Annotated in this window: 12 protein-coding genes; 7 read left to right on the top strand and 5 right to left on the bottom strand. The window is 67.6% G+C overall.

Going from position 1 to position 19,917, the window contains the following annotated elements; genetic code table 11:
• Positions 1–10 precede the first annotated feature (10 nt).
• The 3 genes from D7I44_RS12595 to D7I44_RS12585 form a co-directional block, all read right to left on the bottom strand.
• A complete protein-coding gene (locus tag D7I44_RS12595; RefSeq protein ID WP_162940263.1) occupies positions 11–1,579 on the bottom strand; it encodes a DUF2142 domain-containing protein in 1,569 nt (522 codons plus the stop codon).
• On the bottom strand, positions 1,566–4,283 hold the full coding sequence (locus D7I44_RS12590) for a hypothetical protein (protein ID WP_120789810.1): 2,718 nt from the start codon (positions 4,281–4,283) through the stop codon (positions 1,566–1,568). Before D7I44_RS12590 ends, D7I44_RS12595 begins: the two co-directional genes overlap by 14 nt.
• 159 nt (positions 4,284–4,442) lie before the next feature.
• Positions 4,443–7,364: a rhamnosyltransferase WsaF family glycosyltransferase gene (locus D7I44_RS12585; RefSeq protein WP_120789809.1), complete on the bottom strand. Its 2,922-nt coding sequence runs from the start codon at positions 7,362–7,364 to the stop codon at positions 4,443–4,445.
• Between the two features lie 144 nt (positions 7,365–7,508).
• On the opposite strand from D7I44_RS12585, the gene D7I44_RS12580 reads away from it, so the two are divergent.
• The 4 genes from D7I44_RS12580 (at position 7,509) to D7I44_RS12565 (ending at position 11,713) form a co-directional block, all read left to right on the top strand.
• Entirely contained in the window at positions 7,509–8,411 is a 903-nt protein-coding gene (locus D7I44_RS12580) for an ABC transporter permease (RefSeq protein ID WP_120789808.1), read from the top strand.
• 25 nt (positions 8,412–8,436) lie between these two features.
• On the top strand, positions 8,437–9,702 hold the full coding sequence (locus D7I44_RS12575; RefSeq protein WP_120789807.1) for an ABC transporter ATP-binding protein: 1,266 nt from the start codon (positions 8,437–8,439) through the stop codon (positions 9,700–9,702).
• A 24-nt stretch (positions 9,703–9,726) separates the two neighbouring features.
• Positions 9,727–10,896 (top strand): glycosyltransferase family 2 protein, encoded by a 1,170-nt coding sequence (locus D7I44_RS12570; RefSeq protein WP_120789806.1) that lies wholly within the window; start codon positions 9,727–9,729, stop codon positions 10,894–10,896.
• A 106-nt stretch (positions 10,897–11,002) separates the two neighbouring features.
• Positions 11,003–11,713 carry a hypothetical protein gene (locus tag D7I44_RS12565; protein ID WP_162940262.1) on the top strand — a complete coding sequence of 237 codons (711 nt, stop codon included), beginning with the start codon at positions 11,003–11,005 and terminating at the stop codon, positions 11,711–11,713.
• Here the strand turns inward: D7I44_RS12565 and D7I44_RS12560 are convergent.
• A complete protein-coding gene (locus tag D7I44_RS12560) occupies positions 11,691–13,979 on the bottom strand; it encodes a glycosyltransferase family protein (protein WP_120789804.1) in 2,289 nt (762 codons plus the stop codon). The two genes, D7I44_RS12565 and D7I44_RS12560, sit on opposite strands and share 23 nt — an antisense overlap.
• A gap of 75 nt (positions 13,980–14,054) precedes the next feature.
• Here D7I44_RS12560 and D7I44_RS12555 point away from each other — a divergent pair, with 75 nt between their 5' ends.
• The 3 genes from D7I44_RS12555 to D7I44_RS12545 all read left to right on the top strand — a co-directional run bounded on the left by D7I44_RS12555 (position 14,055) and on the right by D7I44_RS12545 (position 19,152).
• On the top strand, positions 14,055–14,948 hold the full coding sequence (locus D7I44_RS12555) for a glycosyltransferase family 2 protein (protein ID WP_245979598.1): 894 nt from the start codon (positions 14,055–14,057) through the stop codon (positions 14,946–14,948).
• Positions 14,949–14,970: 22 nt separating this feature from the next.
• A complete protein-coding gene (locus D7I44_RS12550) occupies positions 14,971–16,122 on the top strand; it encodes a glycosyltransferase family 4 protein (protein ID WP_245979596.1) in 1,152 nt (383 codons plus the stop codon).
• 75 nt (positions 16,123–16,197) lie between these two features.
• The gene (locus tag D7I44_RS12545; protein WP_162940261.1) at positions 16,198–19,152 is read left to right on the top strand and encodes a cell wall-binding repeat-containing protein; all 2,955 of its coding nucleotides are present in this window, start codon (positions 16,198–16,200) and stop codon (positions 19,150–19,152) included.
• A 53-nt stretch (positions 19,153–19,205) separates the two neighbouring features.
• On the opposite strand, the gene D7I44_RS12540 is transcribed toward D7I44_RS12545, so the two are convergent.
• Positions 19,206–19,874, bottom strand: coding sequence for a class I SAM-dependent methyltransferase (locus D7I44_RS12540; RefSeq protein ID WP_162940260.1), 669 nt, complete (start codon positions 19,872–19,874; stop codon positions 19,206–19,208).
• Positions 19,875–19,917 lie beyond the last annotated feature (43 nt).

Here is a 19,917-nt window from a genome sequence, read left to right as displayed (position 1 = left end):
CCCCTCAACTCTAGTTCGCCACGTCTGAGCGGATCGCCAGAGGGGTGGCCGGGCGGCCGCCGACCGTCCACCGTGCGACGAGCACCACAGCGGCCAGGCCGATCGAGACGAGCACGAGGACACCGACGTTGCCGATCGCGGGCTGCCATTTGGGGGCGGTGAACGCCCACAAATACGGCAGCGACTGGCCGACCGAATAGCGATGCAGGGCGGTGAAGAACGCGGCGAGGTGAAGCACGGCCGTCGGCACCCCCACGAGGAGGATCAGGCGGTTGGCCCCGGCGCCGCGGTCGGTCGACCCGAACCGGGACGCGAACAGCGCGCAGAGGAACACCCCGGCAGTGAACACCGGGAGGATGTAGCGGCCCTGCCAGATGTAGCCGACGCTCTGGACCGATTGCGCCTGGCTCAGCGGCGGCAGGAACAGGAAGACGAACGCCGCGAAGCCGATCGCGAGCCCGGCCCGACGCGTGCCGAAAAGCAGGCCGATGCCGATGAAGAGGCCGGCGAGCAGCGCCCAGATCATGGTCACCAACGCCGGTGACACGGTGTCGAGCCACCCGAACGTCCCGATGAAGTCGCGGGCATACTGCGGCGTATTGAGGAGCGTCACCTCGAACGCCCGCGCCGGGGAGTCCCTGGTCGGGTCCATTGATGGCAGGAATCCGCCGAATAAGCCGCTGGTCACTGTCCAGATGCCTGCGCCCACCGTCAGAACGCCAATCACGACGACCGCCACCCAGATCGATCGGCGTCGCACCACGGCGGCGTAGCTGCGCCACGGCAGCGCGATGAGCAGGCACAGCACGACGGTCAGCACGAAGATTGGCGACAGTGCGCGCAGGTTGACCGCGATGCCCGCGACCACCGTGCACGCGATGACGCGTGCACGGAACAGCGGCGCGTCTGGCGCGATCAGGAGCCCGGCGAACAGCACCGCGAACGTCAGCACGGAGATGGACTCGGTTCCGCTCGGCGTCACCATCGCTCCGAGGAAGTAGGCGGCCGGGGTCAGCGCGACGAATAAGGAGAGCGTGATCAGCCCGCGGCGTGCAAAGAAGCACACGCCCCAGAATGCCAGCGCGACGAACAGGCTCGCGAGCAGCGCTGAGACGGTTCGGGATGCCAGTGCCCCTGCGGTACCGCCGATGAACAGGGTCGGCAGGCCGACCACCGCGTAGTACAGCGGGTTGTAGTTGCCGACCCAAGACTGCGCCGTCGTGGTCGTATCCGGCAGTCGGTGCGTCACACCGACGGAACAGTCAGCCGTCGTGTCCGGCCTGAAGGCGAAGCAGTTCGGCGCCTCGCCGAGCTGTGCGAACGTGCTCGGCAGCGTGAAGTCGCGGATCGACGCGTCGTGGGTCGCTTCACCCGTGAGCTGGCCGCGCACCACCCCTGCAGCCTTTACGAGGTGCGCGTTCTCATCGGGCGACGCGGCGACCGGCGTCGCGATCACCCACGCGAAGAACACCACGAACGCACTGGCCCATGCGATCAGCAGGAACAGGACGGGCCGACGCGCACCGACTCCGAGCGTCGAGACCGCGCCGAGCTCGACCGCCGACTCAGCGCGTGACATTGGTGCAGCCGAGCAGCGTGTTCGCGGTGCCAGGCCCAACATTCATCGCGAAGACGCAGACGGACGACTCTCCAGCAGGTATCGGCACCGTGCCATCGTAACCGTGGGCCGGACCCGCATTGAGCGCTGAGAGTTGCGTCGCGACGTCCTGCCGGTCGACCGAAGCCGTGAGGCCACCCGCGTCGGCGCCGTTGATGTACACACGAACGGAAAGGGGGGTCGTCGCCTGATCGCCGTCGACAGTCCAGCCGACGACCTCGACCGAGGCACCCTGGACGACGGCCTTCTCGAAGTTCCCGATCGGGTTGCCGGAGGTGACGACGAGTGTCTTGCATCCCAGTGAGGTGTCTGCGGATGCCGGGCCGGCGTTCACCGCGGTGACACACACCTGGTGCGATCCGACGATCGTCGGCACGGTCGCACTGAACCCGTGGGCCGCGCCGTAACCCGGGTAAACGGCGGCGACATCGGGACGCGAGACGTCGGCGGTGGTCTGCGTCGCCTTCCCGTCCACGGTCACTCTGACCGTGATGGGAGCGGCCTGGTCCGGGTCAACCGCCCAGCCGGAAAAGGCGACGGTATCGACGCCGACGGTCGCCGTCTCGAGATTGCCCTGCGGCGAGCCCGTCGCCGTCGACACCGTCTTGCAGCCCAACGACGTGTCCGCTGCTGCGGGTCCGACGTTCACCGCCGTGAGGCAGAGGCTGTTGGTTCCGACGGGGATCGTGAGGCTCTGGCTGAAGCCGTGGGAGGTGCCATAGGCGGGAAACGCGGCAGCGACATCGGCGCGAGTGGAGCCGGCCGTGAATGTGCCGACGGTCTGAGACCCGACGGTGGCCTTGATCGTCGCCGGGCCCGCCGTGTCGGGATCGATCGCCCAGCCCGTCACCGTCGCCTTCCCGTTGGCGACCGTGGCGCCCTCGAAGTTGCCGTACGGCGGCCCGGACGGCGTCGACACCGTGCGGCATCCCAGCGTCTTGTCGCTCCCCGCGCCGACGTTGCCTGCGATGACGCACACGGTGCTCGTGCCGAACGGGATGACGGCCTGGACGGAGAAGCCGTGCGCAGCGCCGTAGCCGGGCAGCGCGTTGGCGACGTCGGGCCGATTACCGTCAGCCGTGCCGGTGGCCGCGGCCACGCCGTTGACCGTGACCTTGACCGAGATCGGCCCTGACTGGTCGGGATCGAACGCCCAGCCGGTCGCCTGCGCGCGTCCGTTCACATAGGCGACGCCCTCGAAGTTGCCCTGCGGGGCTCCCGTGCCGACGACGACGGTCCGACAGCCGCCGAGTTGTGGATTGGTCGTGCCCGCACCCGTGTTTATCCCGTAGGCGCACACGACGTCCGTGCCGGTCGGCAGCGTGAGCTGACCGGAGAATCCATGGGCCGCGCCGATGCCGGGCATCGCGCGCGCCACGTCCGGCCGGTTGCCGTCGGCGGTCAGCATGGCCGTCCACCGGCCGTTCACATAGAAGTGGACGTCGATGGGGTCTGACGTGTTGCCGTCGACCGCCCAACCCGTCACCGTCGCGGTGCGACTCGAGGTCGAGCCGAGGCTGAGCGACTCGAAATTGCCCGTCGGGTTGTCAGGCAGGCTCGTCACCGTGCGGCATCCGATCAGGGCATTCGCGTGCCCCGTGCCGCTGATGCCGTACACACAGTACTGATGCGTACCCGCAGGCAGCCCGACGGTGATGTCGAAGCCGTGGTTCGCCCCGTACCACGGCATCGATGCGCCGACGTCCGGGCGCGACACCGACGCGATCGACTGCGCGAACCACTGGCCGTCGAGGTAGACGTGGACATCGATCGGCGACTGGCTGTCAGGGTCCACCGCCCAGCCGGAGAGCTCGACCCTGTTCAATCCGGCAGCGGCACTGTCCAGGCTGCCGACCGGGCTCGTGCCCCAGCCGGGGTTGCCGAACCACGCGTTGTAGTCGACCCAGAAGTTGCGGTTGCCGTACGCCGAGCAGCTGTCGCCCACGCCGTTGAGGTTGGCGAGAGCGGCCGCGTTCGGCTGGTACGGCGTGTAAATATAGAGGTCTGCCGTCGCCTGGTTCTTGATCTGGACCGTCGTGCCGCCGCACCCGGCGTTCGGGTTGTACTGGACGTAGCTCGCGCCGATCTTGTACTGGTAGCTGTTCGGATGCGCCGAGTAGTATTTCAGCTGCCAGGCTGCGCCATAGACCTGCTTGAAGAAGCCCGCGGTCGCGGACGAGCAGGGCGCCGTGTCCGGGCAGTTGTAGCCCATCGCGTGTGCGTAGCCGGACGACGTCGGCGCGACGCTCGTCACCAGCCCCTGCTCCTTCTCGAGCATGACGATGAGAACCCGCGGATTGATCCCGCATGTCTGGCCGACGTGCGCGATGATGCTCGCCGCAGACTCGCTCGCGACTCCGCCGTACTGGCCGCACCCGCTCGCTGCGGCGGTGGTGGGGGTCGACTCGTGGTAGTCCTTGAGACACGGGTACCCGTTGGCGGCAGTGCATCCGCCCTCGCGAGCATTGAGGAACGCCTGGACCGCGTCCGTGCTCATCGAGCCCGAGTCGTAGAGCGTCGCGTCGGAGATGATGTCGCCCGGGTCCCAGTCAGCCGCCGACAGCGCCTGGGCGGGCGAGCCGGGAAGCAGCGCGAGGGTCGCGGCGACGCAGATGGCCGCAATGCTGCCGGCCAACGTTCGCGCGAGGACGCGCTTCACGCTCATTCGACTTCCTCTCGGGCCCGGCCTCTGGCCGATGGACGCCGCAACGGGCGCTGCCCGACGCGAATAGCGTGTCGAGACTAACCGAGCGCCCCAGCCTGGGCGCCAGGGCGTCCCGGCGAGTCCCGCGACGGCCAACGGACTGCAGTGCGACCGCGGGGTCTAGCCCTGCTCGGGGTCCGACAGGTAATCGTAGATCCCGGAGAGGGCCGCGTCCCAGTCGCCGTGACCGCGATCGATCGTCGCCAGGGCGCCCGCCGAGAGCCGGCGCCTGAACTCGACGTCCGTCACGAGGCGGTCGAGCTGCTCCACGACGTCGTCGAGCGTCATCATCGAGAGCGCCGAGTCCTCGCCGTCGTGGAACAGCCAGCGGAACCAATGGCTGTCGGGCGCGACCATCGGCACACCGGAGGCCATCAGCTCGAGCGGCAGGTACGACGGATGCCGGGAGATCTGCATCGTCAGACCGATGTCTGTCTCGCGGTAGAGCGCACCGGTCGCCCGGTAGTCAAGCAGACCCATGTCGATGAAGTCGGTGCTCGGCGGAAGGTAGCGCGCGCCGGCTGCGATGATGCGAACACGGTGACCGTGCCTTCTCTTGATCTCGGTCAGCGCGGCTCCGGCCAGCTCCCAGCAGTTGCGGAAGTGGTCCCGCGCGTAAACGAAGATCGTCACGGGCTCGTCCGGGTCCTTCTCGCGCCGACCGTCGGCGTGATACACCGAGCGATCGACCGCTGGCGAGAAGAACATCGCCTTGCCGCCGAACTCGCGCGTGTAGGTGTCGTGCATGCTCGCGGTGTTGCAGATGCCGTAGAGGCCGAGCTGATAGGTCTGCTCGGTCATCGCGAACATCGTGCTCGCCGGGTAGAACGCCGACTCGTAATCCTGCACCAGATAGAACTTCCGGTCGACGCCCGGAGTCTTGGCCAGGTGCGCCGCGGTGAGCCAGAGCGTGGCGATTCCTGCGTCCGCCGGAGGCAGCGCCGCGAGCTCGTCGTCGTGGCCGGTGTAGAACACGATGTCGGAGGCCGTTCCCAGGCCGTCGAAGGCCGCGTCCAGTGCGGAGCGCACATACAGCTCGTTCGGCGCGGCGAGCATGATGAACCGGTTGCGCACGCCATGGTCACGACGAAGCTTGTCCGCAATGCGGAATGCCGTATTGAGGCCGCCGAAGAACGGCATGTCGATGTCGGGGATGTACCAGTTGATGGTCTGCACCGCGCGGCGCCCGACGAGGCCTGCGTGCTGCGCCGCGATCGCCTCGACGGCCTCTCGCGAGACCGAAGCAGTGCCGAGCAGGCCGACCGCTTCCTCGGCGATGCCCATGTTCTGCTTCACCACGATGTGCGGTCGGCCGAGCGCCTCCTGCAACTGGCGCACCGGTACCGGCTCGTTGTGTCCGGCCAGCCTCGGAGTCGAGGACGATCGCGACAGCACCGCCGGCCAATAGGGGTCGCCGTTGCGCAGCCACGGCGCGTACCGCCAGTACGTCGCGAAGAAGTCCTCGTACGGCACGGAGCTGCCGCGAGTGATCGACTCGTAGTGGCGCACCGAATCGAAGGGGATGACGACGTTGCGCCGCCCGGCGATCACCTGGTCGAGACCGAGTGCGACATCGCTGCCGCATAGGATGAAGCGCTCGTCGAAGCCGCCGGCCGCGTCGAAGTCGGATCGACGAACCGCCACGCACGCGGCGGTGACGGCGAGCGAGTCGCGGTACCAGAGAGTCGGCCCGATGAGCGTGTTGCTTCCGTCGGGAAGGCCGTTGAAGATGTTGTCGGCGGTGCCGCCCGGGCCGATCACGACTCCGCCGTGCTGAATCGTGCCGTCATCGCGGCGGTGCTGGAACCCGACGGTGCCGACGCCGGGCCTGAGGAGGTGACCCACGAGCTCGCTGAGCCAGGTGGGGTCGACGATCTCAGTGTCGTCGTTCAGGAACACGATCACATCGGAGTCGCTTGTCGCCGCTGCGACGTTGTTGACCCGCGAATAGTTGAACGGGGTCTCAGACCACCATGTGATCTCGAGACTCACACCGAACTGGGATTCCTCGTACCACCGGACGTTCTCTTCGCTCTGCTCGCCGTTGTCGAAGATGGTGACGGTGAAGGCGGGGTAATCGGTGGCGGCGAGCGTCGGCAGCAGCCGCTCGAGGTTGCGTCGCGAGTGCCGCGTCGGGATCACGATCTGAACCGTCGCCGCGGTCTCCGACTGGAATCGCGCTCGCAGGATGCCGCCCGACAGCTCGACCGCGGCACGCTCGCCGCGCTCGGCGAGCACATCTTCAACCATCTGCGCATCGGCCTCTGTGGGCAGAGAGACGGACGGGTCCGAGTGCTCGGTCAGGAGCACATGCCCGACGTGCATCACCTCACGATCCGCGAAGCCCGCGCCGAGCAGCATCCGCCAGATCCCGCGGTCATTGAGCTTCGCCTCCCCCACTGCGGTCCGGGCTCTGGACAGCTCGAAGGCGAACGCGCGCCCGATGTAATTAGCACCGAGGAGCGTCTCCGGCGACCAGCCGGGCCGGAAGCGACCAGGCAACCGGTCCGCGCCGTGCCCGAACAGATCGGTGTCGAACGTCAGCAGCTTTGCGGCCGGGTCGACGCGGTGCGACCGTGCGATCTCGACCAGCGCATCCTCGGCAAGTTCCGAGCCCGCCGCCAAGAACATCACGAAGTGCGCGTCATGCTCAGCCGCCGCCGCGACGGAGTCGGCGAGGGGTGTCCCGCCCGGCTGTTCGATCATGACGGCGAAGACGTCGTTCTGCCGCGCGATGGACTCTCCGGTGCGGGCCGCGTCTTCGGCCTTCCCGTTGGACTCGACGACGACGACGAATCGAGTGAGGTCAGCCACATGCTCGTGCGACCGACGACGCGCGAGCTGGCCGGCGAGCACCTCCGCGTACAGCCTGTCGACGCTCTGCGGCCGCTTGCTCAGCGCCTCAGCGCGAGCCACGCGACCGTAGTCCCTGGTCTGCCTGGCGACGCGATATGCGACCCGTGCATAGGCGCCGGTGAGCGAATCGGCCGACAGCCGCACGCGAAGGCTCCCGACGACCCGAGTGCGGAGTTCCCTCAGCATCAATTCCCCTCGTCTTGGTAGGCCCGGCGCGCGCGGCGCGCTGCGGACCGGATTAAGTCTAGGGTGCGGGCACGCGGCCGTTCCGGGGACCGCCCAGAGCCCGTGGATATACTCAAGCGGTTCTCAACCGGGAGGCCTCCATCCATGACACCCCAAGAACGGTTCGCCGCTCTTGCTGAGCAGCCGATGACGCTCGTCACCTCGCACTCCGCGTCGCTCGGCGCGAGCTGGGCGGCACTGCGAGACGTGCTGAAGCAGCGCGAGATGCTCGGCCTTCTCGTCCGTCGCGACCTCAAGTCCAAGTACAAGGACAGCGGGCTCGGATTCCTGTGGACGCTGATCCGCCCGCTGACGCAGCTCTTCATCTACTTCGTCGTCGTCGGCCACTTCCTCGGCGCCGCACGCGGCATTCCGGACTTCGCGGTCTACGTCTTCACCGGCCTCGCGGCATACGGTCTGTTCAGCGAGATCGTGTCGAGCGGAACGAGCTCGATCGTCGTGAACTCCGGTCTGATCAAGAAGATCTACCTGCCGCGCGAGGTCTTTCCGCTGGCCAGCGTCGGGTCCGCGCTGTTCAATTTCGGCATCCAGCTCGTCATTCTGATCATCGCGACCCTGCTCGTCGGCAAGCCGCCGATCTCGGCAAACATCATCTACTTCATCCCGGCGCTGCTGGTCCTCTTGACCTATGGCACCGCGCTCGCCCTGCTCTTTGCTGCGATCAATGTGTATCTGCGCGACATCCAGTACCTCGTCGAGGTCGCGCTGATGGTCTTGATGTGGGCGTCCCCGATTCTGTACTCCTGGGAGATGGTCGCCGGGACCGTCGGGCAGCCGCTCAGCGACATCTATGTGGCGAATCCGATCACCGTGTCGGTCATGGGCTTCCAGAAGGCCTTCTGGCTCGCCGGCGATGGCGGCGCGGTCGTCTACCCCGGCCACCTCATGCTGCGGTTGCTGATCTCATTCGTCATCGGCCTGGTGCTCGTCGTTCTCTGCCAGCGGGTCTTCGCCCGGCTGCAGGGCAACTTCGCCCAAGAGCTCTAGTCGACCACCCAGAAAGCCGAACGCCGTGGCCAAGTCCCCCACCGTCATCGAAGTCCGAGATGTCTCGAAGAAGTTCACGATCCGCAAGGACAACTCCTTGAAAGAGCGCCTCGTGACCTTCGGCCGCAGCGGCCGTCGCTACAAGGAAGAGTTCTGGGCTCTGCACGAGGTCGACCTCACGATCGAGGCGGGGACGACCATCGGCCTGATCGGGCACAACGGCTCGGGCAAGAGCACGCTGCTCAAGGTGATCGGCGGCATCCTCGATCCCACGAGCGGGTCAGTGGCGCACCGCGGGCGCGTCGCTGCACTCCTCGAACTGGGCGCGGGATTCCACCCAGACCTGACCGGGCGCGAGAACGTCTTCCTCAACGCGTCGATCCTCGGCTTGAGCCAGGCCGAGACCGAGGAGCGCTTCGACGAGATCGTCAAGTTCAGCGGCATCGGGAAGTTCATCGACACTCAGGTCAAGTTCTACTCGTCCGGCATGTACGTGCGACTCGCGTTCGCCGTCGCCGTCCATACGGACCCCGACATCCTGCTGGTCGACGAAGTGCTCGCGGTCGGCGACGAGGCGTTCCAGCGCAAGTGCCTCGACAAGATCCGCGCGTTCCAGCGTGAGGGCCGGACCATCGTCCTCGTCACCCACAACCTCGGCCAGGTCATGGAGCTGTGCGACCGTGCGGTCCTCCTCAACCAGGGCTCCGTCGTCATCGACGGCGACCCGCACGCGGCGGTCGAACAGTTCCGCACGATCCTCGAAGGCCGCCGCCGCAAGGAAGACGAGGCCGCGGACATCCCTGTCTACACCGGTCCGCGCACGGTCGCGGCGCGAGCATATGCCAACGGCCGAGGAACGGAAGAAGCCGTACAGGCGGGCGACGAACTCATCGTCGAGGTCGACCTGGACACCGATCAGCCGACGGACGACTGGCAGATCGCGGTGCAGATCGACAACGTGCAGGGCCTGCCGGTGATCGGCACGAGCATGAAGTGGCTCGATGTGCACGCCGGAACGCTCGACGGCCCCCGACGCATCAAGTTCGTGCTCAAGGACGCGCGGTTCGGCGAGGGGCGCTACTTCGTCAACGTGTCGATCATGAGCTGGGACGGCATCCATCTGCATGATTGGCCTCAAGCGTGCAGCTTCAAGGCGCCCTACCACCCCGACGCGTACGGCGTGATGTACGCGGAGTCCGAGTTCGCCAACGACGACCTCACTCGGATCCCGGTGCGCGGCGAGCTGAACACAGAACAGAACAAGGCGTCGGGACCGAGCCGATCCGCCTAGCTCGCCGGACTGAAAGGAGCCCTCATGCGCTTGGTCATGACGATGATGGTCCGCGATGAGGCGGACGTCATCGAGGCCATGGTCGAGCACCACTTCGCGCAGGGTGTCGACACCATGCTGATCACCGACAACGGCTCGATCGACGGCACGACAGAGATCCTCGAACGGCTCGCGTCAGCGCACGACGTCGTGCTGATGCACGATCCGGTCCATGCGAAGCAGCAGAGCAGCTGCGTCACGCGCATGGCCAACGAGGCGTACACGGAGCACGGCGCGGATTGGGTGATCAACGCCGATGCCGACGAGTTCTGGGTGCCTCGCGCACACGACTCGATCCATGCGGCGTTCGAGACCTACCCGAGGGAGTTCGGCGCCTTCGAGGTGCATGTCGAGGACATGACGGGGCTGCCAGCGGCACGCGGCACCGGGCTCGAGCGACTCATCTATCGCGACCTGCGCTCCACTGCGATGCTGCGAGGCGTCGGGCTGCGCGACCACTCCGCAGCGGACGCGGTGCACATCGGCGCGAGCGGCGTGGTTGTCGCACAGGGGAACCACGCTGTCAGCATCCCGAGCTGCGGCACCCCCAGCGCGGCCGAGTCCATTGAGGTTCTGCACTTCCCATGGCGCTCGTGGGACCAGTTCCGCCGGAAGGTCGAGAACGCGGGGAAGGCATACGAGTCGAGTCCGGACCTCGTACCGAGCCCGAACCACCACGGCATGCGTGACTACAGACTGCTGAAGGAAGGACGCCTGCTCGCGTCCTACCTTCTTCGCAGCCTCACGCCCGCGCAACTCGACGCCGGAATCGCGGATGGCTTGTACGTCGAAGAGACAAGGATCCGCGCCGAGAAGCTTCCGCAGCAAGCTGACGATGAGCTCGAATACGACGCCAGCGAGATGGTCGACCTGCTGCGCGGCCTGGCCGCGACTCAAGGCGAACGCCTGGCCGCGACCGCGGCCGACGCCGATCAAAGGTTCGCCGATGCGAAGGCCTACATCGAGGGCGCCGGCCGGGAATGGCAGGCGGAACGCGAAGCCCTTCACGAGCGGGCGGACAGGCTGGCCCAGCGCGTCGAGCAGCTGTCGGACGAGCTGGTCGCGACCCGCGCCGCACTCGAGGGTCTGCGCGGTCGTAGATCGGTCAGGATCGTCGACGCGGTGAATCGCGTCGCGACCCGGCGCCGCGCCTGACGTGGCGGTCGGTCGGGTGCTCCGCGCTAGGCTGCGCCCCGCACGGCTGATCGCGGCGCTGCGCTGGCGCATAGCGATGGGCCGCTACCGCCGTGGCCTGTTCCGCTTGAGCACTCTGAAGCGTGGGGCGGCGGACCCGGCATCGGTGCCCGTCATCATGTGCCTGTGGAACCGGCCGGAGCGAATCGACGCCATACTCAGGCAGCTCGACCGCCAGCACCGTCCGGTGCGGCTGCTGCTGTGGAACAACGCGCCCGCCAAGGCGCGGCACTATCGCGAGCGAGTTGCTTCGTTCACGCCGAGCGGCTCGCTCACCGAGGTGGCGCTGTACACCAGCCGCCTCAACGTCGGCGGCTTGGCGCGGTTCTTCATTGCGCGCAAGCTGTGGCAGGCGGGCGCACGCGGAAGCTTCATCATGCTCGATGACGACGAGGACATCCGGCCGGAGTTCGTCGACGACCTGCTCGCCAGCGCGGGCCCGCACGTGATCGCGGGGTTCTGGGCTTGGAAGATGAAGAACGACTACTGGGCGCGCACGCCCGCACTGCCGGGCGAGATCGCCAGCTACGTCGGCACCGGCGGCAGTGTGTGCGACCTCGACATCGTGTCGGACCCGGCCTTCTTCACCACGCTGCCGCGCTACTACGCATTCCTCGAAGACCTGTGGATGTGCGGCTTCGCGCGTCGCCGGGGGTGGCGCCTCGTCAAAGCCGACGTGCAGATCGACTTCGTGCTCGACGAGACCAATCAGCACCACGAGCTCGGAGCGCTGAAAGGCGAGTTCTACCGCTATCTCAGGCTGACGGACCCCGATTAGCTCGTCGCCCGCGTCGGCCGCCTGCCGTCGCTACCCGGCCTGTCGACCAGACGGTGCGCTGCAGAACGAGCAGCACGATGCCGACGACGATCGCGGCGGCACTGGCGCCGAGTGCCGGCGTGAACCAGCGCGGCCAGTAGTGGAAGCTGACGGTGTGGCGCCCGGCGGGCACCGCAACCATCTGGAAGATGCCGGAGGACCCGACCGTCGCGCTCGCGCCGCCCACCTGCGCGCTCCAGCCGGGGAAGGCGAGCTCGCGTCTGGTCAGAGTGGCGGGGCCGTCGCAGTCGACGACGACGCTGTCCCGGTTGGATGCCTGCACGTCGCAACCGGGCGCCGAGAGGTACGGCGCAGGGGCCGGCAGTTCGTAGATCTTCGTGGTCGCGTCAGAGAACGCGACGGTCAAGCCCGCCTTGGTGGCCTGGTCTGCGGTGATCATTTCACTACCGGCGACGACGTACTTCACACCGAGTTGCTCGTAGTTGGACAGGTTGCGCAGGAACTCGCTGACCGGCGTCACCGCATCCGTGGCATCCGCGTCATATTGCCCGTCGAATGACACCGGGCCCTCGAGCTGATCGAGCTTCGGCCCGATGTAGTCGGCCCAAGTCTTCGGCACAGGAAGGTTGTTCTCATTGATCGAGGCGATGCCGTAGTAGGACCCGTAGTTCGGCTGCAGGATGCCGAGACCGAAGAACCGCGCGTCGCCGAGATGCTGCTGCAGGAAGGACACGGGCGCCGTGTCGACCGCCGCGGGTCGCAGCGTTGCGCCGAACTGCGGAACGACGAACATCCCGATCGCCTCGAGAACGAGGATCGGGGCGAGCGCGACCCGCGCGGGCCGCCAGCCGAGCAGTGCGCCGACCACCGCGGCGATCACGATCATGGTCACGACGATGAAGAACGCGAGCCAGATGTCGATGTGAGGAACGACGGCGTGACGGTGCACGAACAGGGTGGCCAACGCGGCGAGCGCGAGCGCGCCCACGCCGAACACGACGGCGACGACGATGCGCAGCCATCGCGCGCCTTCGCGCTGCCAGATGGCCTGAAGTCCGAGACAGGCCAGCACGATTACGGCGAGCGACACGGATGCCGGCAGGTAACGATAGGCCGCGATCGAACTCACTCCCGGAATGAGGTCGAAGACCCGCCCGATGACAGGCACCCCGTATACGCGGGCGACGGCGAACACCGTCCACGCGGCGAGCAAGATGCGCAGACCGAGCGGCGGCCGGCGAGCCACCGCACCGAACACCGCGACACCGGCCGCACCGAGCGTGACATAGCCGCCTACGTTGCCCCAGATCGCGGCGATCGTCCCGGAGGAGTCGGCGCCCGCCAAGCCCCAGACCGGACCGAGCATATAAGGAAGAGCGAACGACAGAATCCCGAGCGCCGGAACCGACGTTCCCGCGAATCCGCCGTTGTGCGCACCCGCCCAGCTGTTAGGTAGATAGTCGACGAACGCCACGAGTAGCGGCGCGGCCACCGCCACGCCGAGCGCGCCGCCGGCCACCACCGACAGCAGATAGGCGGCTTTGCGCTCAACCGCCGGCAGCCGGACGAGGGCCCATGCCCCCGCGAGCAGGGTGTCGAGGAACGCGACCTCGGGAAATCCGGCAAGCAACGACAGCGCGACGCTCGCACCGACGATCAGCCACCCGCGCGCGCGAAGGATGCTCTGCGACTCACGCGCTTTTTCGATGCCATAGATCAGCCAGGGCAGGAAGGCGATGGGGTTGACTACCGCATTCGCCAGCCACGCGAACTCGCCGTTGAGCGCAAACAAGGCGCCGCCGGTGACGGCGATCCACGGGGCGATCCGCAGCCGCTTGAGCAACAGGTAGGTGCCGATCGCCGCGATGAGCTCGAGCACCATGTGGAATATCAGCACGCCATTGGGCAGCAGCATGAGCCAGGTGAACGGGAAGAACGACGCCGCCTGCATGCCGCCCGCGAGCGGTTCGCCGATCCCCTCGTCGTGATTCCACAACGGCACCTTGCCATCGAGCAGCTGGTGAACGGATGCGACTCCGAGCGCCTGGGTGGTGAAGCCATCGTTCGGATCAATGGTGGCGAACCCCGTGACGACGGGAGGCGCCGGAGAGGTGACGGTGAGCCCGCTGCGCTTGAGGAGCGGATCGGGGTTCGAGTACGTCAGATAAACGGCGTTGGCGACCAGCACGACCGCCACAAGCACGAGGAGCGAGATCAGTTGCTCCGGCCAACGCCGGCGTGCAGTGGTCGCGGGCTCGTGGGTCACGGAGTCGACCTTATTGCACGAGCGTCTAGCAGAGTGCTCAACGGTCCATGGATCGACCACCCATAGACTGTGCCAGTGCAGGCGGAGAGGACGAAAGTGGCAGGTGGCGAGAGTCCCGGCCACGTCGTGGATCCCACGTTGGCCGTCATCTCGGTGAGTTACCACTCGCAGGTCGCACTGCGCGAACTGGTCGAGTCGATCGCGGCCGGAAGCGTGCTGCCCGCGCAGACCGTCATTGTGAACAACGCGGTCGACGACACCCTCGACCTTCCTGAGTTCGCCGGCCTCATGCACGTCGACCCCGGCGCCAATCTCGGCTACGGCGGCGGCGTGAACGCGGGCGTCCGCGCCCTTGACCCCGCCATCGAGTGGGTCCTCGTGACGAATCCCGACGTCACCCTTGAGTCGCACGCGCTCGAGTCGCTGCTGGACGCCGGTCGCGCGGAACCCACGGCAGGCGAGCTCGGCCCGCGCATCCTCGAGACCACGGGCGAGGTCTACCCGTCCGCACGCGAGCTGCCGTCGTTGCGCACCGGCATCGGGCACGCACTGTTCGCGAACGCATGGACGGCGAACCCATGGACCCGCCGGTATCGCGGCGAGAACAGGGTGACGACGGATGTCTGGCGCGAGTCCGGCTGGCTGAGCGGTTCGTGCTTCTTGGTGCGCCGCTCGGCGTTCGACTCCATCGGCGGCTTCGACGACTCGTATTTCATGTACTTCGAAGACGTCGATCTCGGGGCGCGGCTGTCCGCTGCGGGGTGGCGCAACCTGTACGTGCCTGGCGCAGTGGTCACGCATTCTGGTGCCCATTCCACCTCGGGGTCTGCGGCCTCCATGCGGGCGGAGCATCATCGCAGCGCGTACCTCTACCTGTCGCGGAAGTACTCCGCGCCGTATCTCTGGCCGCTGCGCGCCGGGCTGAGAGTCGCCCTTGCGGTGCGCGCGCGCTTCACGAGCCGCGGCTGATCTTCGATAGCCTCTCCACACCATGACGACCCTGCGCGCGATCGCCGACGATGCGGCCTCGCGCACCTCGGTGCAGCCTGCAATGAACGGTCTCACCCGCTACGCGGGTGAGCTGACGCGTGCTCTGATCGCGACGGCGCCCCCTGCCTGCGATGTCGAGCTGATCCTGTCGCGACGAGGCCGTGGCGAGCTCGCCGAGCTCGCCGCTCAGTTCCCCGGCGCGACACGCACGACGGTCGCGAAGCTGTCGCATGCTGCGCTCGCCACCGCGTGGGCGAACGGCGTGAGCGTCGCTGCCGGGACCGGCATCCTGCATGCGCCGAGCCTGTTCGCGCCGCTCGTTCACACCGATCGCTCGGCCGCGCGGCAAATCGTCGTGACCGTTCACGACACCCTCGCGTGGACTCATCCTGCCTCACTCGGTCACTCGTCCGCCGCGTGGGCACGGCGCATGGCGCATCGAGCGGCGAAGCACGCCGACGCGGTGGTCGTCCCTTCGCACGCCGTCGCCGCCGAACTAGCGGAGCGGGTCGACCTCGGCGAGCGCGTTCGCGTCATTCCCGGCGCGACGAGTCCGGGGATCGTGCTGCCCGACGACCCGGAAGTGCGGGCCAGTTGGTTGCGGCTCCCTGAGCGATTCGTGCTGGCTGCCGGTTCGATGGACCCCCGCACCGGAGTTGGAGAGCTGATCCAGGCGGCCGCGCTGCCGGATTTCCACGAACTGCCACTGCTCATCGTGGGCGCCGACGAGTGGCGTGGGCACCGCATCACCGAGACCGCGATGCTCGCCGGCCTTCCGGAAGGACGGGTGCGCCCGCTCGGCGCCGTCAGTGACTCCGACCTCGCGCTGCTGCTGTCGAGGGCCGAGGCCTTTGTCGCGCCGAGCTATGCAGAGGGCTTCGGCCTGATGGCGCTCGAGGCGCTGGCGTTCGGAACCCCTCTTGTGCACTCCGATGCCCCCGCGCTCGTCGAGCTGGCTAGCGGTGCCGGCTGCCAGGTCGTGCGTCACGACGCAGGCTCGAGCTATGCCGAACGACTCGCGGCTGCCGTGGATGCGCTGATCGTCGGTGACGCAGACCGCTCATCCCTCGCGGTGCTCGGCCGCGACAGGGCCAAGGCGTTCAGTTGGCGCGACTCGGGTTCCCGGGTGTGGCAGTTGCACGCGGAGCTGTGAGGGGACGACCGGACACCCGCATTGGGGGTTAGTTGACTCTTTCTCACTATATGCCGACGTTGCTTGACTGATGGCGTGAACCTTCGCGTCCCGGCATCCGTTCTGGCAGTATCCGCACTCGCAGTCGCTCTGCTGACCGCAGCGACCGTGGCGCCCGCAGCAGCGACAAGCGGTTCGATCACGACCTCGCGCGTGTCTGGAGCAGACCGGTACGCGACCGCCGTCGCTGTCGCGCAGGACGGCTACCCGAACACGGCGCCTGTCGTGTTCATCGCCGCTGGGACCAACTTCCCCGACGCGCTCGGCGCCGGGCCCGCGGCGGCGAAGCTCGGCGGCCCCCTGCTGCTGACTCCGCCTGGCGGGCTGCCCGATGAGGTCGTCGCAGAGCTCAAACACCTCAACCCGGGCACGATCGACATCATCGGCGGGACTGCGGCCATTCCGGACCCGCTGTTCCAGCTGATCCAGGCGGCCGTGCCGGGCGCGACCGTCAACCGACTCGCGGGCGCCGACCGCTACGCGACCAGCCGCGCCGTCGTCGGGAACGTCTTCACCACCGCCCACACTGCGTACCTCGCCACGGGCGCCAACTACCCCGACGCGCTATCTGCCGCGGCCGCCGCCGGTTCGCAGGCAGACCCGGTCATCCTGATCAACGGTTCCGCCACCACCCTCGACTCTGACACCCTCGCCGAATTCGCGCAGCTCGGCGTGACCGACGTCGTCATCGCGGGCGGGCCGGTCTCGATCTCGGCCGCGATCGAGGGTCAGTTGGATTCGCTCCTCGGCGCGGCCCACGTCACCCGCCTCGGCGGCGCGGACCGCTATGAGACCTCGGCGTTGATCGGTGCGCACTCCTTCACCTCGGCGACCAAGGTCTACCTGGCGGCCGGCACCGAGTTCCCCGACGCGCTCGCCGGATCCGCTGTGGCCGGCGCGCTGCACGCGCCGCTGCTCACCGTGCAGCCGGGGTGCGTGCCCTACGACAGCTACGCCGACCTCACCGCTCTCGGCGTCACCCACGCGACCCTGATCGGCGGCACCGCGGCCCTCAGCTCGAGCGTCGACAACCTGCGCAAGTGCGACCCCGAGCTCTCGATCGTTGCCGGGGTCGCACGGGCGCCGCACCCCGGGCCTTCGACCGAGAGCTCCATCGACGCGGTGGACACCGCTACCGATCACGCAGGCAACGTCTATGTGCTCGACGCCACAGCCCTGCGAATCGAAAAGATCACGCCGACGGGCCAGCTCAGCTTCGTGGCCGGAAACGGAACCACCGACGACCCGACACCCGGTGCGGCCATCGACAGCGGACTCGGCTCGCCAACGAGCCTGGCCGTCGACGGCGCGGGTGATCTCTATCTGTGCACCCAGAGCAGGATCGTCAAGATTACGACTGCCGGCACGCTCTCGTACGTCGCAGGCGACGGCACGTACGGGGCATCGGTGCCCGGCCCCGCGATGGCGACTCCGATGAACGCCGACGACCTGGTGGTCGATTCGGCCGGCGACATCTTCTTCATCGACGCCAGCAACGACACAGTGGACAGGATCACGCCGAGCGGGAGCCTCTCCATCGTCGCCGGCGACGGAAGCTGGGGCGCGCTGTCACCAGGGCCTGCACTCGACAGCGACCTGAGCCCCTCGGCCGTCGCGGTGGATTCAGCAGGCGATCTGTTCATCGACAACTTCGACGACAAGCGCGTCGCGAAGGTGACGGCCTCCGGTGTCCTTTCGATCGTCGCGGGCGACGGCAGCGCAGATGTCCCCCGGGCGGGATCAGCCACGGCGACCGGCCTCGGGGAGCTGTCCGGCGTGGCGGTCGACTCTGTCGGCAACGTGTTCATCGGGGACACCCGCGACGGCGACAACTACCTCGAGAAGATCAGTCCCTCCGGCCAGCTGTCGATCATCGCGGGTACCGGAAGCTACGGCGACCCGGTCCCGGGCCCCGCAGCAGCGAGCCCCATCACCTACCCGCAGGCGTTCTCTGTCGACACGTCGGGGAACCTCTTCTTCGCCGACGACGGCGTCCTCGAAGAAGTCACTGCGAGCGGCACGCTCGCACTCCTCTCAAGCCTCGCCGCCGGCGAGCCGAAACCGGGCCCCGCAGATCAGAGCCCTCTGGGCATGGGCGTCTTCGGCACTCTGGGGCTCGCCACTGACTCCGCCGGCGCCTACTACATCGCCGACGCGACCAACTCGGTAATCGAGAAGGTCGATGCGTCCGGCACACTGTCGATCGTTGCGGGCGGGGGCGCTCGCGATCCGCGGACGCCCGGCCCCGCCAAGGCCGCGCAACTGTTCAACCCGCAGGGCGTCGCCGTCGACGGCGCCGGCAATCTGTACATCGCCGACACGCACAACGCGCTCATCGAAAAGGTCACCCCGGCCGGGCAGATGTCCGTTATCGCCGGCGACGAGAGTTTCGGCACCGCGACCCCGGGCCCCGCGACGAACAGCGCGCTCGTCGGACCGCTGGACGTAGCCGTCGACGCAGCCGGGAACGTGTATGCGAACGACGGGGCGCAGATTCTCAAGATCACTCCTCTCGACATGCTCTCGGTGTTCGCGGGCAACGGATCGAACGGAGCCCCCATCCCCGGGCCAGCGGCGAGCAGCCCCCTCGGCTCGCCGTGGGGCATGGCTCTCGATTCCTCCGGAACCCTCTATATCGCTGACGCGAGCAGCAGCGCCGTGGAGAAGGTCTCACCGTCAGGCGTCCTTTCCATCGCGGTCAGCTCACGCGACGTCGCCGGTTCACGCGCAGGCTCGACGACCGACTTCTTCCCCCTCGATGTGGCGGTCGACCGTGCGGGCGACATCTTCATCGCCGACGGCGGCTACCCGGTCGTCGAAGAGCGCACCGCGTCCGGCACGATCACTGCGATCGCGGGAACCGGCTCATGGGGCAACCCAGCGCCGGGACGCGCCCTCAACAGCAGCCTCAACCCGGAATCAGTCGCGCTAGGCCCGACGGGCGAGCTGTACCTGACCACCGGGGCGGACGTAGTCAAGCTCAGTTGGTGAGAGCGGGCGCGTCGCGACCGCGGAAGCGTCGACGCCGGCCACAACCCGGGGCGTCAGCTGCGACCGGGGCGACGCTCGAACACATAGAAGTCCGCAAGGGTCAACGGGAACTGTTTGTGCGGATTGTCGATCGTCCGCGCGAGGCGCCAGTCCGGCTTACCTGCGTCCACCCAATCGGTGAAGCGCCGATAGCGCATGTGCAGGGGCAGGTCCGTCCGGTTCTCATTCGGCGCGAACACGACGACGAATCGGCGAGAGTGATCGAAGAGGGCGCTCATGTACGCCGCGTAGACCTCATCCTCGACCAGGTGGTAGACGACATCAAGGCTGAGCGCGAGATCTGCAGGCGGCAGGCCGATGGGGATGTTCCCGCCCTCGATGAGGATGAAGGACTTCGACCTGTCGGTCGCGTAGCGCTGTCTGCACGCGGCGATGACGGTCGGTGAGACGTCGAGGCCGACATAGTCCTTCACCGCGAGCATCCCGAGCTGGTTCCCGTCGCCGCAGCCGAACTCGATCACCCGCTGGAGGCCCTGCTCTGCGATCAGGTCGTTGAGCACCTGCGCCTTGAACTCTGCGACGACGCCGTAGCTTCCTGCCCCGGAATCCCCGCCGCTGTTGTATCGGCTCTCCCAGTAGGACGCCGATCCGTCGAAGTCCCGGCCCGGCCCCTCACCACGCCGTCCGATCCTCGCCAGCACGCGAGCGACAGCCGTTCGCATGCGCGCGAGTGGGCCGATCACGTATCGCTCCATGCGTGCGGTT

This window comes from Gryllotalpicola protaetiae (assembly GCF_003627055.1).
Taxonomy (GTDB): Bacteria; Actinomycetota; Actinomycetes; order Actinomycetales; family Microbacteriaceae; genus Gryllotalpicola; species Gryllotalpicola protaetiae.
This window is presented reverse-complemented; position numbering and strand designations above follow the sequence as displayed.

Excerpts from the sequence above, each read along its gene's own strand:
- D7I44_RS12580 (WP_120789808.1), top strand. The coding sequence starts at position 7,509 with ATGACACCCCAAGAACGGTTCGCCGCTCTTGCTGAGCAGCCGATGACG.
- D7I44_RS12590 (WP_120789810.1), bottom strand. The coding sequence starts at position 4,283 with ATGAGCGTGAAGCGCGTCCTCGCGCGAACGTTGGCCGGCAGCATTGCG.
- D7I44_RS12595 (WP_162940263.1), bottom strand. The coding sequence starts at position 1,579 with ATGTCACGCGCTGAGTCGGCGGTCGAGCTCGGCGCGGTCTCGACGCTC.
- D7I44_RS12540 (WP_162940260.1), bottom strand. The coding sequence starts at position 19,874 with ATGCGAACGGCTGTCGCTCGCGTGCTGGCGAGGATCGGACGGCGTGGT.
- D7I44_RS12570 (WP_120789806.1), top strand. The coding sequence starts at position 9,727 with ATGCGCTTGGTCATGACGATGATGGTCCGCGATGAGGCGGACGTCATC.
- D7I44_RS12585 (WP_120789809.1), bottom strand. The coding sequence starts at position 7,364 with ATGCTGAGGGAACTCCGCACTCGGGTCGTCGGGAGCCTTCGCGTGCGG.
- D7I44_RS12550 (WP_245979596.1), top strand. The coding sequence starts at position 14,971 with ATGACGACCCTGCGCGCGATCGCCGACGATGCGGCCTCGCGCACCTCG.